Below are 16,657 nucleotides of genomic sequence, written 5' to 3' on the forward strand. Positions count from 1 at the left end.
CGCTTGACCACCGCCCCCTTTCCCCCAGATCTGGAGACAGGAGAGACGCGATGACGAAAACCAGCTTTACCATCGACGCGATGCATTGCGGCGCCTGCACGGGCCGGGTGGAACGTGCGCTTCTGGCCGAGCCGGGGGTAAAAACGGCCGCTGCGAACCTGATGGCACGCAGCGCCAGCGTCGAATTCGAGGCCCCCGCCACCCCGGCGAGCCTGCGCGCGGCGCTCGAAAAGGCGGGCTACCCGGCCTCGGGCGGCACCGCGCGGCTGGAAATCGAGGGTATGACCTGCGCCAGTTGCACCGGCCGCGTCGAGCGCGCGCTGACCGCCCTGCCCGGCGTCACCTCGGCCAGCGTCAATCTCGCGACGCAAAGCGCGCAGGTCTCCTTCGACGAAGCGACGCTCACGCCCGAGGATCTCGCCCGCACCGTGACCGAGGCCGGATATCCCGCCCGCATCGCCGACCGCAGCGCGCCCACGGCGCCCGCCGCCGAACGCCAGGCCGCCGAGGCGCGCAAGCTCAAGCATCAGTTCCTGCTCTCGCTCGTCCTGACCTTTCCGGTCTTCGTACTCGCGATGGGCGCGCATATGATCCCCGGCGTGCATCACCTGATCGCGTCCAGCATCGGCGAGCGCGCGAGCTGGTGGATTCAGTTCATCCTGACGGCCGCCGTTCTCGCCTTCCCGGGGCGCATGTTCCTGCGCATCGGCATCCCCGCCCTTCTGCGTGGAGCGCCCGAGATGAATTCGCTCGTCGCGATGGGGTCGCTCGCGGCATTCCTCTATTCCGCGCTGGTGACCCTCGCCCCCGGCCTGCTGCCCGAAAGCGCCCGCGCCGTCTATTTCGAAGCCGCCGCCACCATCGTCACGCTGATCCTGCTGGGCCGCTGGCTTGAGGCGCGCGCGAAGGGCCGTGCGGGCGAAGCGATCTCGCGGCTGATCGGCTTGCAGCCCAAGACCGCCCGCGTGCAGACAGAGACCGGCGTCGAGGAACGTTCCATCGCGGAACTCGCCCCGGGCGACGTGCTGCTGCTTGCCCCGGGCGAGCGGGTGGCGCTCGACGGGGTGATCACCGAAGGCGCGGGCCATGTCGATGAAAGCATGCTCACGGGTGAGCCCCTGCCCGTCTCGAAATCCGAGGGCGACAAGATCACCGGGGGCACTGTGAATGGCGAGTCCGCACTCAGCTACCGCGTCACCGCCACCGGCGCCGATACCGTACTCGCCCGCATCATCGCGATGGTCGAGGAGGCACAGGGCGCGAAACTCCCCGTTCAGGCCTTGGTGGACAAGGTCACACGCGTCTTCGTGCCGGTGGTGATGGCGCTGTCGCTTCTGACCTTCGCGATCTGGATGGTTGCGGGGATGGGCTTCACCCATGCTTTCGTCGCCGCGATCTCGGTGATGATCATCGCCTGTCCCTGCGCGATGGGGCTGGCCACGCCCGTATCGATCCTCGTGGGCACCGGGCGCGGCGCCGAGCTGGGCTTGCTGTTCCGCCGCGGCGACGCGCTGCAACGGCTTTCCGAGGTCACGCTGGTGGGCTTTGACAAGACCGGCACGCTGACCGAAGGCCGGCCCGCGCTGACCGATCTGGAGCCGCTCGCGGAGCTTTCGGAAGGCGACATACTCGCGCTCGCCGCCGGTGCCGAGAGCCGGTCCGAACACCCGCTCGCCCGCGCGATCCTCGCCGAGGCCGAGGCGCGCGGCATCCCCCATGCCCCGGTCAAACGCGTGAAGGCGCTCTCGGGCAAGGGGCTGCGCGCGCAGGCCGAGGCGGGCAAGCTCTGGATCGGCAATGCCGCCGCGATGGCGGAGGCCGAGGCCGATATCGCGCCTTTCGCGGAGCGCGCCGCCGCCCTCGCCGCCAAAGGCCGCACCCCGGTCTGGATGGCGCTCGAGGACCGGCCCGTCGCGCTGATGGCGCTGTCGGACCCGATCAAAGCCGAGGCGCGCGAGGCTATCGCGGCGCTGCACAAGGCGGGCGTGCAGGTCGCGATGGTGACCGGTGACACCCGCGCCACCGCGCAAGCCGTGGCCAACGCGCTCGGCATCGACCGGGTCGAAGCCGAAGTGCTCCCCGAGGGCAAACGCGACGCGGTCGAGAGCCTGCGCGCAACCGGCGCCGTGGCCTTCGTCGGCGACGGGATCAACGACGCGCCCGCTCTGGCCACCGCCGATGTCGGCCTCGCGATCGGCACCGGCACCGATGTCGCGATCGAGGCGGCCGAGGTGGTGCTGATGCGCGGCGATCCGACGGGCGTGGCCAAGGCGCTCGATCTGTCGCGCGCGGTGATGCGCAACATCAAGCAGAACCTGTTCTGGGCCTTTGCCTATAACGTCGCGCTGATCCCGGTCGCGATGGGTATCCTCGTGCCCTTCGGCGGCACCGGCCTGTCGCCGATGCTGGCGGCGGGCGCGATGGCGTTTTCCTCGGTCTTCGTGGTCTCGAACGCGCTGCGCCTGCGCCGCGCGGCCCGCTGATCCGGGCGCTGATCGGCGGGAGCGCGCCGAGGCGGAATTTCCCGACTTCCCAAGCGCGCCGCCGCCCGGTTAGCTGCATGCGACCCGACCGGAGAGCATGCATGCTGACACGCCGCCTTTTCCTTCTCTCGCTGAGTGCGCTCGCCGCATGCGGCGGCTCTCCCCGCCCGATGGCGAAGCCCGATTACAACCCACCGCTTCATCCCGGCGAAACGCCCGAACTGCGCGTGTTGATCAACCACTATTCCGATCACTACGGCGTGCCGCGCAGCCTCACGCACCGGGTGATCCAGCGCGAGAGCCGCTACCGCGCGAACGCCCGCAACGGCCCCTATTACGGGCTGATGCAAATCCTGCCCCAAACCGCGCGGGGGATGGGCTTCAAGGGAAAGCCGAACGACCTGCTTGATGCCGAGACGAACCTCAAATACGCGGTGAAATACCTGCGCGGCGCCTGGCTTCTGGCCGATGGCTCGGAGGATCGCGCGGTGATGTGGTATGCGAAGGGCTATTATTACGAGGCCAAGAGGCGCGGGATGCTGAAGGCGACCGGATTGCGCTGACCCGGCGCGCGCGCCTGTGGCGGGATGAGGACGCTCCGCGGGGGATATTTGGAGCAGTTGGAAACGAGAACCCGTCTTCCAACTGCTCCAAATATCCCCGCCGGAGGCATCCGCCCTCTCAACCCGCGCGCCTTATTCCGGAGCGCGCAACACCCCCGCAGGCCGCGCCGCCAGCGGGCGCAGCGCGAAGACCAGCCCCGCAAGCAGCGTCGCGATCACCCCGCCCGCCACGATCAAAAGCGCGGGGATCGGCGCGAAGCGGAACTCCGCCCCCATCACCAGATCGACCACGGCCCAGCCCGCGAGCCCGCCGAAGAGGATCGCGACGAGACCCGCCGCCGCTCCCATCAGGGCCGAGCGCAGGGCAAAACTTGCCAGGATCGCGCCGCGGGTGGCGCCCAGCGTTTTCAGCATCGCGGCTTCCCAGGCGCGCTCGCGCTCGCCGGCCGCCGCGGCTCCGATCAGCACGACGAAACCGGTCAGCAGCGTCACGCCTGCCGCAAGCGAGGTGGCGCGCGCGATGGCCGAGAGGGCCTCGGTCACACGGGCGATGGCGTCGCGCACGCGGATCGCGGTGATATTGGGGAAGCGCTCGGCCAGATCGCGCATCACCTGTGCTTCGGCCTTGGGCGGGGCGTAAATCGTCGCGAGCCAAGTATGGGGCGCGCCGCGCAGGGCCGCCGGGTCGAGGGTCAGCACGAAACCGATCCCGCCGGTCGAGAAATCCACATCGCGGAAGGAGGTGACCTTCGCGGTGATGTCGCGCCCGAGGATATTCACGGTGATGTCGTCGCCGAGGTTGAGCCCGATCTCCTGCGCTTCCTTGGCGGAAAAACTGGCAAGCGGCGGGCCGTTGTAATCCGCGGGCCACCATTCGCCCGCCGTAAGTTTCTCACGTGGGCTATCCGCATAGGTCACGCCGCGATCGCCGCGCAGCACCCAATGCTCGCCATGGGTCTTGCGCGCATCCTCGCCGTTGATCTTGGTGATAACGCCGCGCAGCATCGGCACGCTTTCGACCTTGGAGACCTCCGGCATACCCGCCAGCAGATCCTTGAAGGGCTGGATCTGGTCGGGCTGGATGTCGATGACGAAATAGGCGGGGGCAACCTTCGGCAGGTCGCGGTCGATGGCGCCGCGCAAGCCGCTATCGACCTGGCCGACGGCGGCCAGAACCGAGAGGCCGAGGCCGAGCGAGAGGATCACCGAGCGCGCCTCGGAGCGTGGCCCGCCGATCGCCGCAAGGGCTGCACGCAGGACCGGGCGGCCGCGGGCAAGGCGCTGGCCTGCACGCGCGGCGCGGCGGATCACCGAAGCCGCAAGCGTCAGGATCAGCAGCGCGAAGGCGATGCCGCCAAGGCTCGCGAGCGTCAGAGTCCAGAGGCCGGAGAACCAGGCGGAGACGCCCACGATCACCGCCAGAAGCACGACCGTCAGTGTCAGGGTCGGCCAGCCCGGCAGGCGACGGCCCGCGCCGGTGTCACGATAGAGCGTGGCCGCGCGCATCCTCGACATGCGCGAGAGCGGCCAGAGCGCGAAGAGCGCGGCGACCAGCGCGCCGTAAAGGGCGGCCTCGCCCAGCGGGCCGGGATCGAGGGTGATCGCGACGGGCAAGGGCAGCGCGCGCTCGATCAGGCTCGAGGCGCCGAGCACCAGCCCCGCCCCAAGCACGAGCCCCGCGAGAATGCCGATCGCGCCGAGGGCCGCAAGCTGGATGAGGAAGGCCGCACGGATCGTGCGGCCGGTTGCGCCAAGCGCGCGCAGCGTGGCGATGGTGGGGGCCTTGCGCTCGATCCAGGCGGCCACCGTGGCAGAGATACCGACGCCGCCCACAGCGAGGCCCGCGAGCCCCACCAGCACGAGGAACGAACCCAGCCGCTGCACGAAACGCTCGGCGCCCGGTGCGGCCCGCCTGCGATCCGACCAGCGCATGCCCGCACCTTCGAACCGCGCCTCGGCCTGTGCCTGCATCGCGGCGAGATCGGTCTGGGCCGGAAGGGTCACGCGATACTGCGTCTCGAACAGCGAGCCCGGCGCGAGCAGCGGCGTTTGCGCGATGGCCGAGAGCGCAACGATGGAATGCGGCCCAAGCCCCATCCCTGCCCCGGTCGAATCCGGCTCGCGCAGGATCCGGGCCATCATCACGAAATCCTGCCCGCCCAGCTGGACCTTGTCGCCCGGCTTGAGACCAAGGCGGTCGGCCAGGATCGGATCAAGGAAAATCCCCGGAACGCCCCCCTCGCCTTTCAGCGCCTGAGGCGTCACGGGCGGATCGAGTTGCAGCTTTCCGGTCAGCGGATAGGCCCCGTCCACCGCCTTCACCTGCGTCAACGCTCGGTCGGCGGGATCGATGCCGGTCGAAAGCATCGAGCGGAAGTCGATCACCTCGGACACGGCCGTCGCGTGATCGGTGATCCATTGCAGCTCGTCGGGTTTGGCGCGACGATAGGTGAATTCGTATTGCGCATCGCCGCCGAGCAGCACCGCGCCCTGATCGGACAGCGCGCGCTCGATCGCGGAACGCACCAGCCCGACCGAGGCGATCGCGGCAACCCCCAGCATCAGGCAGAGCAGCATCACCCAGAAGCCGCGAATGCCGCCGCGCAGCTCGCGCCGGGCGATGGTCAGCGACAGGCTCATGCGGGCGCGCCCTCGGGGGTGACGACCTTGCCGTCGCGCAGCTCCACGATCCGGTCGCAGCGCGCTGCGAGATCGGGCGCATGGGTCACGAGAACCAGCGTCGCGCCGTGTTTTTCCTGAAGGCCGAACAGCAATTCGATGATCGTTTCGCCCGTCGCGCTATCGAGGTTCCCCGTGGGTTCATCGGCCAGAAGGATCGCGGGGCGCGGCGCGACGGCACGGGCCAAGGCCACGCGTTGCTGCTCGCCACCCGACATCTGGCTGGGATAGTGATCGAGCCGATGGGCGAGTCCCACCGCCTCCAACTCGGCCGCCGCACGCTCGAACGGGTTCTCGACACCGGCGATTTCCAGCGGCATCGCGACGTTTTCCAGCGCCGTCATCGTCGGGATGAGGTGGAAGCTTTGGAAAACCACCCCCATATTACCCCGGCGGAACCGGGCCAGCGCATCTTCGGACATCGTCGAAAGATCGTGCCCCAAAGCCGTGACAGACCCGGAGGTGGCTTGCTCAAGCCCCCCCATCAGCATCAGGAGCGACGATTTGCCAGAACCAGACGGCCCCGTGAGCCCGACGCTTTCCCCCTTGGCCACCGTCAGGTCGATCCCCCGCAGGATCTCCACCGGGCCGGTATTGCCGTCAAGCGCGAGCCGCGCGTCTTTCAGTTCAAGGATGGTCTCGCTCATGCGCCACTGTCTTTCTTTTGCTTCAAAGGGATATGGGCCGGTCCTCGGGATACGCAAGCGTCTGGCGGCGGGTTTTATCGTCGCGGGGCTGGCCTTTGGCGCGGGTCCGGCGCTGGCGCAGGTGTCGATCCTCGCGCTCGGGGACTCGCTGACGCAAGGGTATGGGCTGGACAATCCCGAGGACGGGCTGGTGCCCCAACTGCAGGGCTGGCTGCGCGATCACGGGCAGGATGTGACGGTCATCAATGGCGGCGTGTCGGGCGACACCACCGCAGGCGGGCTGTCGCGGATCGACTGGCTGCTGACCCCGCAGCCCGATGCGGTGATCGTGGCGCTTGGCGGCAATGACCTGCTGCGCGGGCTTCCTCCCTATCAGGCGCGGGAAAATCTCGACGGTATTCTGGCGAAGTTGCAGGCCAAGGGCATCCCCGCGCTGCTGGCCGGGCTGCCCGCGCCGGGGAATTTCGGCACCGACTACCAGAAGGAATTCGACGCGATCTATCCCGATCTGGCGCAGAAATACGGTGCGGTTCTGGTGCCCAACCTGCTCGCCCCGATCATGAAGACCCCGATCGAGGAGCGTGCGAGCACCGACCTGATGCAGCCAGACAATATCCATCCATCCCCCGAGGGCGTGCAGAAGGTGGTCGCGGCGCTGGGGCCGAAAGTTCTGGAGTTGCTGGCGAAGGTGAAGAGCGGGAGCTGAGGCCGCAAACGCCTCGGCTACGATCGCGCCGCGCGCCGGTCCAGAGCCCAGAGAGCACCCGCCCCGGCCACGCCCAGAAGCGCCCCGGCCGCGGCGGCCAGCTCATAGCCCGCCAGTGCCGTTCCGATCGCGAAAACGGCGGCCGAGAACCCGTCGCCTGCGAGCTTTTGCAGTGCCATGAGCGAGGCGCCCGCTCCGGGCCGATTCGACAGAAGGTCTTGCAGATAGGCCATCGGTTGCGTCAGCACGACCGCGCCGCCGATAGCGCCCGGCAAGGTCAGCAGCCAGACGAAGGGCGTCGGGGCCAGAAGCGGGATCAACCCCAGATGGGTCGCATAAAGCGCCGCCCCGATCCAGATCAGCGCGGTGCGCTCGATCCGGCCCAGCACCAGCGGCAGGGCCAGCATGAAGGGCACCTCCAACCCCGCCATCAGCCCCGCGTAAAGCGCGGTATCGGCGGCGCCGCGCCCGGGGGTCGCCTCGAAGACCAGCCCCATCACGACGAGATAGAGCATCACTGCGCCGTTGATCGTGCCAAGCGCCACGACACGGGCTAGGATCGGCAGGTTCGCCATCTCGTGCAGCGACTGGCGAAAGCTCAGCCCCGATTTCGGATCGGGCCAGCGCGTCGCCCCGTCGCGCGGCCAGAACAGGAAGGTCAGGGCGACGATCGCGGCACCGAGGCTCAGCGTGACCGGGTAGATCGCGGTGAGCGGTGCGCCCTGATCGAACACCACCGACCAGATCGGCAGCACCACGACCCAAGGCAGCGCAAACAGCGCCCGCAGGGTCGACAGGATCGCGGGGCGGTCGGCTTCGGGATGGGTCGAGGCCGCAAGCCGCGACAACGCGAAGAGCTGGCCGAAGATCGAGGCCGAAAGCGGCAGGATCAGCGCGTTCGCGATCACGAAGACGACCCAGTTCTCGCCCGCCAGAACCAGCCCGGACCCCACGATCAGCATCGCCGAGGTACCAAGCGCGATGGCACGTCGGTTCGCGCGCTGGTCGGCAAGGATGCCAAGCCCGACCGAGGCCGAGACCGACAGCACCGAGGCTACCAGCAGCACCCCCGAATAGGCGCGGTCCGACAGCCCGAACACCTTGATCGCGAGCGCCGAGACATAAGGCCCCATCGTCGCCGCATGGGCTCCGAACAGCACCAGAAGCACCGCGGCAAGCCGCAATGCAGGGTCGGAGAGGACAAGGCGAACGGGGCGGAACATGGGGCCGCTTTGCGCCTCTTGGCGCGCGAGTTCAAGTGGGGTTTCGAAGCCGGGCGCGAAGAGGTGACCCGGCAAACCCTTAGCGATCGCACAGGCTTGGCGTTCCATCGGCAGGTTTCCGCTGCGTCAGATGACGCGGCGACCCGGCGCGCTAACTGAATTGAAAGGGCGGAGAGAGGACAGTCACAGGCAGAAAGGTTCCGACATGCTCTCACGCCATATCGCTCTCAAGTTCGACACGGCGATCCGCAATATCCTGACGCGTGCGGAGGGGCCGAGGGCGGATGTGATGACGCCTCGGCTGGGTCGGCTCGAAGATGCCGAGACCGCGCAGGAGCAGGCTTGCGCGCGCATCATACAGGCCATGGAGCCAGATGAGCGTGCGGTGTTGTGCCTGACCTATGGGCTGACGGGCCACAAGCCGATCCCGCCCCACTGCGCGGCAGATGTGCTGGGCTGGTCGCTGATACAGGTGATGACGGTCGGAGAAGGCGCGATCTTGCGGCTGCGAAACGCGGCCAGCGCGCGGGCTGCGTTAGAGCCCCTTCTGCAAAGCCTCCACCCGCGCCTGCTGGCCGTGGCCGACGAGATTTACGAGATGCGCTTGGCCGATATCCCGCGGCGCAAGCGCGATCTGGTGCTCAAGCGGTTCTGGTGCGATCTGACACCGCTGGAACGGCTCGCCCTGCGCGGCTATGGCGAGGGCGAGGTACCGGAGATGGAGCACGCCTTGCAGCGGCGCGCATCCGGCCAGTTGCTGTGCTAAGCGGCGCTCAGCGCCAGTCGAAGAAACCTTCGCCCGCCTGAGACAGCAGGTCGCGCGCGAGGTGTTCGCCCATCGCGGCCCCATCGTCGATATCGCCCCAACGCTCGCCCGAGATCGCCTCGGAACCATCGGGCCGCAGGATCTCGCCGCGCAGCCAGAGCCGGTCGCCTTCGATCAGCGCCAGACCCGCGATCGGGGTTTCGCACGACCCGTCGAGCGTCGCGAGGAAGGCCCGCTCCGCCGCCAGACGCTGCGCCGTAGGCACATCGTGGATCGGATCGAGCAGCGCCTCGGCGCGCCCATCCGACATCCGGCGTTCGATCCCGATCGCACCCTGTGCCACGGCGGGCAGCATCTCTTCGGGCTCGATCGCGCAGCGCGCCACATCGGTCATGCCCAGACGGTTCAGCCCCGCCATCGCGAGGAAGGTCGCCGCCGCCACCCCGTCTTCGAGCTTCTTGAGCCGGGTCTGCACGTTGCCGCGAAACTCCACCAGCTCCAGATCGGGGCGCACATGACCGAGCTGCGCGCGGCGGCGCAGGCTCGACGAGCCCACTTTCGCGCCCTCGGGCAGCGCCTTGATCGAGTCGTGAAGCAGCGACACGAAGGCATCGCGCACATCTTCGCGCGGCAGGTAGCAATCGAGCACCAGCCCCTCGGGCTGCTCGGTCGGCATGTCCTTCATCGAATGCACGGCGATGTCGATGCGGCCATCGACCATCGCCTCTTCGATTTCCTTGGTGAACAGCCCCTTGTTTCCGATCTCCTTGAGCGGCGTGTCGGACGCGATCAGTGCCCGGTCGTCGCCCGTGGTCTTGATCACCACGATCTCGAAAGCCTCTTCGGGCAGACCATGCGCAGCCATCAGCCGCTGCCGGGTCTCGTAGGCCTGCGCAAGCGCCAGCGGCGAGCCGCGGGTGCCGATCTTGAGCGGGGATTTCGCATCGAGCATCTGTGTCATGGCACCGGAATATCCGCGACAGATGGCCCGTGCAATGGGGCTCGCGCTTGACATGACGCCTCAGGTGGCGATGAAGGGGGCAAAGAGGAGGCGCGAATGACCGACAAGACGATCCTGCGGGCTTTGAATGGCGAGGTTCTGCCCACCCCGCCGGTCTGGATGATGCGCCAGGCGGGCCGCTATCTGCCCGAATATCGCGCCACGCGCGCTCAGGCAGGCGATTTCCTGTCGCTTTGCTACACGCCGGATCTCGCCGCCGAGGTGACCTTGCAGCCGATCCGCCGCTACGGCTTCGACGCGGCGATCCTGTTTGCCGACATTCTTCTGCTGCCGCAGGCGCTTGGTGCCGATCTGTGGTTCGTCACCGGCGAAGGCCCGCGCCTCTCGACCACCACGAGCGCCGCCGATTTCGCCAAGCTCAAGGGCAAGGATGACATCCACGAAACCCTCGCCCCCGTCTACGAGACCGTCGGCATCCTGAGCCGGGAACTGCCGCGCGAGACGACGCTGATCGGCTTTGCCGGCGCGCCCTGGACGGTCGCGACCTACATGATCGCGGGCCGCGGCACGAAGGATCAGGGCCCGGCGCATGCGCTCAAGGCCGAGGATCGCGAGACTTTCTCGAAGATCATCGACCTGCTCACCGTCTCGACCATCGAATATCTCTCGAAACAGGTCGAGGCCGGGGCGGAAGTCGTGAAGATCTTCGACAGCTGGGCCGGGTCGCTCAAGGGCCAGGATTTCGAGGATTTCGCGGTCGAGCCCGCCCGCAAGATCATCTCCGAGATGAAGGCGCGCTTCCCCGGCCTGCCGATCATCGCCTTCCCGCGCGAGGCGGGCGAGGGCTATATCGGCTTCCACGAGAAAACCGGCGCCGATTGCGTGGCGCTCGACAATTCGGTGACGCCGGAATGGGGCGCGGCCAACGTGCAGATCTCGGGCTGCGTGCAGGGCAATCTCGACCCCAAGCACATGGTCACCGGCGGTCAGGCCCTGATCGACGAAACCCGCCATGTCGTCGAGGCCTTCAAGAACGGCCCGCATATCTTCAACCTCGGCCATGGCATCACCCCCGATGCCGATCCCGAGAATGTGGCGCTGATGATCGAGACGATCCGCAACGGTTAACGTGCGGTCTTAACCGCGAACCAGACCGCCACCGCCGCCAGAGCCAAGGAGAGCACGCGCCCGAGAATAAGGGCGCGTCTCGGATCCTCGAAGAACCGATGCGCGGCACCCGCTGCAGTGACGATCGCCAAGTGGATCGCGGTGGCGACGAAGACATAGATCGCGGTGAGGACGAATACCTCGCGCAGCGCATCGGACCGTGCGGCGAGGAAGGTCGGCAGCACCGCGATATAGAACACCGCCGCCTTGGGGTTGAGCAGGTTGGTGATCAGACCGCGCCGGAAATAGCGCCAGTTCGACGATCCGAGCGGCGCGAATTGGGCGGCCTCGTTGCCTGCCCCGCGCCAGCCATCCCAGGCGAGCCAGAGCAGGTAAAGCACGCCCGCCCAGCGCAGCCCCTCATAGGCGGCGTTCGACGCGCTCACCAGCGCCGCCACCCCCAGCGCCGCCGCGATCCCGATCAGCGCCAGCCCCAGAGCCACGCCTGACACCGCCGCATAGCCCGGGCGGCGTCCCTGCGAGGCGGCGACCAGCGCGAGATAGGCCATGTTCGGCCCCGGCGTCAGCTCGATCAGCACCGAAGCCAGGGTGAAGGCGAAGAGCGTATCGTAACTCAGGGATCCCATGTGCCTCTTCGGCCCTGTAAAAATATCCCGGAGTGAACGGCATCATCCGAGAGCGGCCGCGCGCCTTTCATTCGAAGCTCGCAGGCCGCTGAAGGGGGTGTGGGCCACCCCCTCAATACCACTTCGCCACAGGCGGCAGGCTCATCAGTACCGCATCGGCATTGTGTCCGGTCTCGAGCCCGAATTTCGTGCCCCGGTCATAGACCAGATTATATTCGGCATAGAGCCCGCGATGGCGCAGTTGGGTCTCGCGATCCTCCTCGGACCAGTCCTGCACACGGCGCTTCTCGACCAGCGGCTGGAAGGCAGGCAGGAAAGCCGCGCCAACCGATTGGGTGAAGGCGAAATCCTCGTCCCAGTCATCGGTGTTCAGGTCGTCGTAGAAGATGCCGCCGACGCCGCGCGCGCGACCGCGATGGGGCACGAAGAAATACTCGTCCGCCCAGGCCTTGAAGTGGTCGTAATAGCTCTTGTCATGGGTATCGCAGGCCGCTTGCATCTGAGCGTGGAAATGCTCGGTATCCTCGTCATATTCGAGGCAGGGATTGAGATCCGCACCGCCGCCGAACCACCAGGCTCCGGGCGTCCAGAACATGCGCGTGTTCATGTGCACGGCGGGGCAATGCGGGTTCTGCATGTGGGCAACGAGGGAAATCCCGCTTGCCCAGAAGCGCGGGTCTTCCTCCATCCCCGGCACCCCGCGCGCCGCCATCGCCTTTTGCGCGCGCGGAGCCAGCTCGCCCCAAACGGTCGAGATATTGACGCCGACCTTCTCGAAGACCCGGCCGCCGCGCATCACGCTCATCTTGCCGCCGCCGTGGTCCTCGCCGTTCGGGCCCTTGCGCTCGGTGGGCGTGACTTCGAACCGGCCCGGTGCCTGATCGGCGAGCGGGCCGTCGGCGTGACTGTCCTCGAGACCTTCGAATGCGGCCACGATCCGGTCGCGCAGATCCGAGAACCATTGGCTCGCCCGGGCCTTGCGGGCGTCGAAATCCTCAACCGTGTCAGTCATGCGGGGCCTCCCATAGCTTTGGCGCGATCCTTAGCAGGCCGGTGCGCGTGCGGAAAGGGCGCGATTGATCACACGCGCGCACAGGCGTAGGCTGGAAGAAAGGAGATGCCCGATGCGTGCTGCCCTGTTCCTGATCCCGCTTTTTCTTCTGGCCGCCTGCGGCACACCGCAGGAGCGCTGCATCCGGCAATCGACCGCCGAATTGCGCCGGGTGACCCAACTGGTCGCAGAGGTGCGCGGCAATCTCGCGCGTGGCTATGCCTGGCAGGAATACGAGACCGAAACGAGCCGCTGGGAAATCTGCGGCTATGACACGATCACCAAGGGGGACAAGGTGATCAGGCGGCCGCGCATGTGTCTGGAGGATTACACGGTGACCCGGGAGCGCCCGGTGCCGATCGACCCTGTCGTGGAGAAACGCAAGCTCGAAAACCTGCTCAAGCGGCAGGCCGAGCTTAGCAAAGCCGCCGAGGCGCAGATCGCGGCCTGCAAGGCGGCCTATCCGGAAGATGCGCAGTAAGCCGCGCAGGCCCTAGCCTTTAAAAGGGCCCCTTAGAATGCCGGGACCTGCACCCGGTCCAGAAGACCGCGCCCGCCATCGACATTGATGATCTGACCGGTCACGAAGCTTGCGCCCGAGGAGGCCAGGTATTGGACCGTCTCGGCCAGTTCCGAGGGAGGAGCGATGCGTCCCAGAGGGGTGCCTTCGCAGATCGCCTCGCGCCAGTCGTGGTTTTCCTTCAGCGCATCTTGCAGCGAGCGGCTCATCACCGAGGCGAAGCTCACCCCGTTCACGCGGATACGATGCGGCGCCAGCGCGACAGCGAGCGAGCGGATCGCCTGATCCTGTGCGGCGCAGGCGATGGAATAGGCCATCAACTCGGGCTGGGTGCGCGCCGAGGCAAGCGTCGAGACATTGATGATCGTGCCGATCTCGCCCTCGGTGCGGCCCTCGTCCTCGGCCTGTTTGATCATCCGTTTTGCGGTCAGCTGCGACACCCGCAGGGCCGATTTCATGTTCTGCGCGAGCATCGCGTCGAGCACCTCGGTCGAAGGCTCCAGCGGATCGCAGGGCGCGAAGGTGCGCGCGCAATTCACGAGGATGTCGATCCGATCGAACGCGTCCACCGTGGCCGACAGCAGGTTCTTCACCGTCAGCTTCTCGCAAAGGTCGCCCGAGAAGTAACGGGCGGATCCTTCGGACTTCGCCTCGTCACCGAGTTCGGAGAGCAGTTTCTCTTCGTCGATATCGGCAAACATGACCTGGGCGCCACGGTCGATGAAATGGCGCGCGATGGCGAGGCCGATACCGTGGGCCGCGCCCGTGACGATGGCGGTCTTGCCGGAAATGGAAAGGGACATGGGAGGTCTCCCTGGGTGGTTTGGCGCAGGTTAGGCGAGCTCAACGCCGCTTGCGAGGGGCGAGGCTGCGTTTGGGCGCGTCTGTGGCGCGTTTGCTCGCCACCTGTTTTGCCGAAAGCGGCTTGGCCGCGCGGATAATGCGAAACCGGGTCGAGGGGCCGGTCGGCGGAGTGATCTCCTCGACCTCCTGGAACGCCTCGGAGAGCGCATCGGCATAGGGAAGGTGACGGTTCGCGACCATCCAGAGCGTGCCCGAAAGAGAGAGCATCCGTTGCGCGGCATGGATGAAGGCCAGCCCCAAACCAGGCTCGGCGCCGCGCGCGGCGCCATGGAAAGGCGGGTTCATCACGACGGCATTGTAGCGGTCTTCGGGCATATGGCGGGTCGCATCGGCCCAGAGGAAATGGGCGCGCGGATCGGAGATGTTGCGCTTGGCGCACTCGAGCGCGACCGCGTCCGACTCCACGAGATCGAGCTGTTCCACGCCCTTGCGCGCGAGGATCTGCGCCGAGAGCCAGCCCCAGCCAGCGCCAAGATCGGCGACCCGCGCGGGCAAAGTCTCGGGAAGGCATTCGGCCAGCAGCGCCGATCCCTCATCCACCGCATCGGCGGAAAACACGCCGGGACGGGTCACGAAACCCTCAGTCGGATGCAGGTCCGTTGCAGCCCAATCCGCAAGCGGTGCCGGGTCGGCAGCGAACCACGCAATCTTGCCATGCGCCTTGGCGATCGGGGCGGAGAGATCCACCCGGCCGCGCAATTCCTTGATCAGCGAGTCGATCCCCTCGGTCTTTACCCCGTCGACGAAAACCGGGCCGCCATCGGTGACGCGCGCGGCAGCCTCGGCAAGAAGCGCCTTGGCCTCGGCCTTGGCGCGCGGCGCGAAGACGATCGCTGCGGCATAGTTGCCTTCGGGCGCAACGCTCACCCGAACCCCGCGCGCGGACAGCGCATCGTAGTCGGGCTTCTCGCCCTGGATGGCGACGAGCCGCTCCAGCGGCAGCCCGCCCAGATCGAGCGTGCCCGAGGGTGCGAACAGCGCGATGTCGCCCGTCTCCGGCAGAGAGCCGGGCAGTTCGAGCGCAAGCGTCAGGCGGGGATGGCTCATCGGCGGACCTCCGGAAAGAAACGAGCCCGCCAGATAGGCGGGCGGCGCAGATTCTGCAAGAAAGCGCGGAACGTCAGTCCTTCTCCATCGTGCATTGCAGAGGGTGCTGGTGGCGGCGGGCGAAATCCATCACCTGCGCGACCTTGGTTTCGGCGACCTCGAAGGAGAACACGCCGACGACGGCCAGTCCCTTCTTGTGCACGGTCAGCATGATCTCGAAGGCCTGCGCGTGGTTCATGCCGAAGAAACGCTCGAGGATATGCACGACGAATTCCATCGGCGTGTAATCATCGTTGAGCAGCATCACCTTGTACATCGGCGGGCGCTGCGTCTTGGGCCGGGTCTTGGTCGCGACTCCGGTTTCGTCTTCGCTGTCGTCCTTGTTGTCGTCGGACATCATTTGAAGCGGCTCGATCACGGGCACTCCGGCAATCAGGAATCGTTGAGGGGCTCTGGCGGAATATAGGCTCTTCGTGACATATGAAAAGCCTTTGAGGCTTGAGAGTGACGAAAGGCGAAACGATGCGGCTCACGGTGATCGGGTTCGATGCGGATGATACGCTGTGGCACAACGAGCGCTTCTTCCAGCTAACGCAGGCGCGCTTTGCCGAACTGATGGCCGATCACGCGGGCGCCGACCATCTGGGCGAGCGTCTGATCGAGGCTGAGAAACGCAACATCACCCATTACGGATTCGGGGTGAAGGGCTTTACCCTCTCGATGATCGAGACCGCAATCGAGGTGAGCGAGGGGCGCGTGCCGGCCTCGGTTCTGGCCGAGATCCTCGCTGCGGGCCGCGAAATGCTCTCCCACCCGATCGAGCTCTTGCCGCATGTGCGCAAGGTGATCGAGTCGCTTTCGGATCACTACCGGATCATGCTTGTGACCAAGGGCGACCTGATCGATCAGGAGCGCAAACTGGCGCAATCGGGCCTGGGGGATCTCTTCGACGCCGTCGAGATCGTTTCGGACAAGAAGCCAGCGGTTTATGCCGAGGTTTTCGCACGCCACGGCGCGGGGGCCGAGCACGGATTGATGGCCGGCAACTCGTTGAAATCCGATGTCATCCCGATGATCGAAGCCGGTGGCTGGGGGGTGCATGTTCCCCATGAGCTGACATGGGCGCTCGAACATGCCGAAGCCCCGGTGGCGCACCCGCGTTTCGCCGAACTTCCCGACCTCAGCGGCCTGCCCGCGTTGATCGAACGGATCGAGAGCTGAGCGCGACTTTTCCGCCCTCACGAAATCGCGATCAACCCCTAGAGGGGTGCCTGCGGGTCAGCCCACCACATCTTGCGGTATTGCATGAATGTCGCACTGAAACCGCTTGAAAATAGATGGTTTTCAGCTCGCAGGGCACGTGTTACGCTGATCGCAGCAAGTCCCGAAAGCC

The 16,657-nt window shown here is 66.8% G+C and carries 16 protein-coding genes; 7 read left to right on the forward strand and 9 right to left on the reverse strand.

All coding sequences use genetic code 11. The annotated features are described in order from the left end of the window. Positions 1–50: 50 nt before the first annotated feature. Both BMG00_RS04735 and BMG00_RS04740 read left to right on the forward strand, forming a co-directional pair. Positions 51–2,483: a heavy metal translocating P-type ATPase gene (locus BMG00_RS04735; protein ID WP_078573525.1), complete on the forward strand. Its 2,433-nt coding sequence runs from the start codon at positions 51–53 to the stop codon at positions 2,481–2,483. Positions 2,484–2,584: 101 nt separating this feature from the next. Continuing rightward, positions 2,585–3,046 (forward strand): lytic transglycosylase domain-containing protein, encoded by a 462-nt coding sequence (locus BMG00_RS04740; RefSeq protein WP_078573526.1) that lies wholly within the window; start codon positions 2,585–2,587, stop codon positions 3,044–3,046. A 132-nt stretch (positions 3,047–3,178) separates the two neighbouring features. On the opposite strand, the gene BMG00_RS04745 is transcribed toward BMG00_RS04740, so the two are convergent. Continuing rightward, positions 3,179–5,686, reverse strand: a complete 2,508-nt coding sequence (locus tag BMG00_RS04745; protein WP_078573527.1) for an ABC transporter permease — start codon at positions 5,684–5,686, stop codon at positions 3,179–3,181. After that, entirely contained in the window at positions 5,683–6,372 is a 690-nt protein-coding gene (locus BMG00_RS04750; protein WP_078573528.1) for an ABC transporter ATP-binding protein, read from the reverse strand. The genes BMG00_RS04745 and BMG00_RS04750 overlap by 4 nt, the downstream gene beginning before the upstream one ends. Between BMG00_RS04750 and BMG00_RS04755 the strand changes: the two genes are divergently transcribed. Further along, positions 6,371–7,078, forward strand: a complete 708-nt coding sequence (locus BMG00_RS04755; RefSeq protein WP_078524940.1) for an arylesterase — start codon at positions 6,371–6,373, stop codon at positions 7,076–7,078. The two genes, BMG00_RS04750 and BMG00_RS04755, sit on opposite strands and share 2 nt — an antisense overlap. A 17-nt stretch (positions 7,079–7,095) precedes the next feature. Here the strand turns inward: BMG00_RS04755 and BMG00_RS04760 are convergent, their stop codons facing one another. Beyond that, positions 7,096–8,409, reverse strand: a complete 1,314-nt coding sequence (locus BMG00_RS04760; protein ID WP_078573529.1) for an MFS transporter — start codon at positions 8,407–8,409, stop codon at positions 7,096–7,098. Between the two features lie 97 nt (positions 8,410–8,506). Here BMG00_RS04760 and BMG00_RS04765 point away from each other — a divergent pair, with 97 nt between their 5' ends. Next, positions 8,507–9,067, forward strand: coding sequence for an acyl-CoA synthetase family protein (locus BMG00_RS04765; RefSeq protein WP_078573530.1), 561 nt, complete (start codon positions 8,507–8,509; stop codon positions 9,065–9,067). Positions 9,068–9,074: 7 nt separating this feature from the next. Here BMG00_RS04765 and hemC read toward each other — a convergent pair whose 3' ends face one another. Beyond that, positions 9,075–10,028, reverse strand: coding sequence for a hydroxymethylbilane synthase (gene hemC, locus BMG00_RS04770; RefSeq protein WP_093469903.1), 954 nt, complete (start codon positions 10,026–10,028; stop codon positions 9,075–9,077). Positions 10,029–10,124: 96 nt separating this feature from the next. Between hemC and hemE the strand changes: the two genes are divergently transcribed. After that, positions 10,125–11,156 carry a uroporphyrinogen decarboxylase gene (hemE, locus tag BMG00_RS04775; RefSeq protein ID WP_078524946.1) on the forward strand — a complete coding sequence of 344 codons (1,032 nt, stop codon included), beginning with the start codon at positions 10,125–10,127 and terminating at the stop codon, positions 11,154–11,156. Here hemE and BMG00_RS04780 read toward each other — a convergent pair. Continuing rightward, positions 11,153–11,782 (reverse strand): LysE family translocator, encoded by a 630-nt coding sequence (locus BMG00_RS04780; protein WP_078573531.1) that lies wholly within the window; start codon positions 11,780–11,782, stop codon positions 11,153–11,155. The genes hemE and BMG00_RS04780 overlap by 4 nt on opposite strands. Before the next feature lie 112 nt (positions 11,783–11,894). Beyond that, on the reverse strand, positions 11,895–12,794 hold the full coding sequence (hemF, locus tag BMG00_RS04785; protein ID WP_078573532.1) for an oxygen-dependent coproporphyrinogen oxidase: 900 nt from the start codon (positions 12,792–12,794) through the stop codon (positions 11,895–11,897). A 112-nt stretch (positions 12,795–12,906) separates the two neighbouring features. On the opposite strand from hemF, the gene BMG00_RS04790 reads away from it, so the two are divergent. After that, positions 12,907–13,314, forward strand: coding sequence for a hypothetical protein (locus tag BMG00_RS04790; protein WP_078524952.1), 408 nt, complete (start codon positions 12,907–12,909; stop codon positions 13,312–13,314). Between the two features lie 32 nt (positions 13,315–13,346). Here BMG00_RS04790 and BMG00_RS04795 read toward each other — a convergent pair whose 3' ends face one another. The 3 genes from BMG00_RS04795 to clpS all read right to left on the reverse strand — a co-directional run bounded on the left by BMG00_RS04795 (position 13,347) and on the right by clpS (position 15,661). Continuing rightward, a complete protein-coding gene (locus BMG00_RS04795; protein WP_078524954.1) occupies positions 13,347–14,156 on the reverse strand; it encodes an SDR family NAD(P)-dependent oxidoreductase in 810 nt (269 codons plus the stop codon). A 40-nt stretch (positions 14,157–14,196) separates the two neighbouring features. Further along, entirely contained in the window at positions 14,197–15,264 is a 1,068-nt protein-coding gene (locus BMG00_RS04800; protein WP_078573533.1) for a class I SAM-dependent methyltransferase, read from the reverse strand. Between the two features lie 73 nt (positions 15,265–15,337). Then, entirely contained in the window at positions 15,338–15,661 is a 324-nt protein-coding gene (clpS, locus tag BMG00_RS04805; protein ID WP_093470013.1) for an ATP-dependent Clp protease adapter ClpS, read from the reverse strand. A gap of 125 nt (positions 15,662–15,786) precedes the next feature. Here clpS and BMG00_RS04810 point away from each other — a divergent pair, with 125 nt between their 5' ends. Continuing rightward, a complete protein-coding gene (locus BMG00_RS04810) occupies positions 15,787–16,485 on the forward strand; it encodes an HAD family hydrolase (protein ID WP_078524958.1) in 699 nt (232 codons plus the stop codon). Positions 16,486–16,657: the final 172 nt, after the last annotated feature.

The organism is Thioclava marina (genome assembly GCF_002020135.1).
GTDB lineage: Bacteria > Pseudomonadota > Alphaproteobacteria > Rhodobacterales > Rhodobacteraceae > Thioclava > Thioclava marina.

What these genes read in the sequence shown, in the direction of transcription:
- hemC (WP_093469903.1), bottom strand. Translation starts at nt 10,028, where the DNA reads ATGACACAGATGCTCGATGCGAAATCCCCGCTCAAGATCGGCACCCGC.
- hemE (WP_078524946.1), top strand. Translation starts at nt 10,125, where the DNA reads ATGACCGACAAGACGATCCTGCGGGCTTTGAATGGCGAGGTTCTGCCC.
- BMG00_RS04790 (WP_078524952.1), top strand. Translation starts at nt 12,907, where the DNA reads ATGCGTGCTGCCCTGTTCCTGATCCCGCTTTTTCTTCTGGCCGCCTGC.
- BMG00_RS04750 (WP_078573528.1), bottom strand. Translation starts at nt 6,372, where the DNA reads ATGAGCGAGACCATCCTTGAACTGAAAGACGCGCGGCTCGCGCTTGAC.
- BMG00_RS04780 (WP_078573531.1), bottom strand. Translation starts at nt 11,782, where the DNA reads ATGGGATCCCTGAGTTACGATACGCTCTTCGCCTTCACCCTGGCTTCG.
- BMG00_RS04800 (WP_078573533.1), bottom strand. Translation starts at nt 15,264, where the DNA reads ATGAGCCATCCCCGCCTGACGCTTGCGCTCGAACTGCCCGGCTCTCTG.
- BMG00_RS04745 (WP_078573527.1), bottom strand. Translation starts at nt 5,686, where the DNA reads ATGAGCCTGTCGCTGACCATCGCCCGGCGCGAGCTGCGCGGCGGCATT.
- BMG00_RS04755 (WP_078524940.1), top strand. Translation starts at nt 6,371, where the DNA reads ATGCGCCACTGTCTTTCTTTTGCTTCAAAGGGATATGGGCCGGTCCTC.
- hemF (WP_078573532.1), bottom strand. Translation starts at nt 12,794, where the DNA reads ATGACTGACACGGTTGAGGATTTCGACGCCCGCAAGGCCCGGGCGAGC.
- BMG00_RS04740 (WP_078573526.1), top strand. Translation starts at nt 2,585, where the DNA reads ATGCTGACACGCCGCCTTTTCCTTCTCTCGCTGAGTGCGCTCGCCGCA.
- BMG00_RS04810 (WP_078524958.1), top strand. Translation starts at nt 15,787, where the DNA reads ATGCGGCTCACGGTGATCGGGTTCGATGCGGATGATACGCTGTGGCAC.
- BMG00_RS04735 (WP_078573525.1), top strand. Translation starts at nt 51, where the DNA reads ATGACGAAAACCAGCTTTACCATCGACGCGATGCATTGCGGCGCCTGC.
- BMG00_RS04765 (WP_078573530.1), top strand. Translation starts at nt 8,507, where the DNA reads ATGCTCTCACGCCATATCGCTCTCAAGTTCGACACGGCGATCCGCAAT.
- BMG00_RS04795 (WP_078524954.1), bottom strand. Translation starts at nt 14,156, where the DNA reads ATGTCCCTTTCCATTTCCGGCAAGACCGCCATCGTCACGGGCGCGGCC.
- clpS (WP_093470013.1), bottom strand. Translation starts at nt 15,661, where the DNA reads ATGTCCGACGACAACAAGGACGACAGCGAAGACGAAACCGGAGTCGCG.
- BMG00_RS04760 (WP_078573529.1), bottom strand. Translation starts at nt 8,409, where the DNA reads ATGGAACGCCAAGCCTGTGCGATCGCTAAGGGTTTGCCGGGTCACCTC.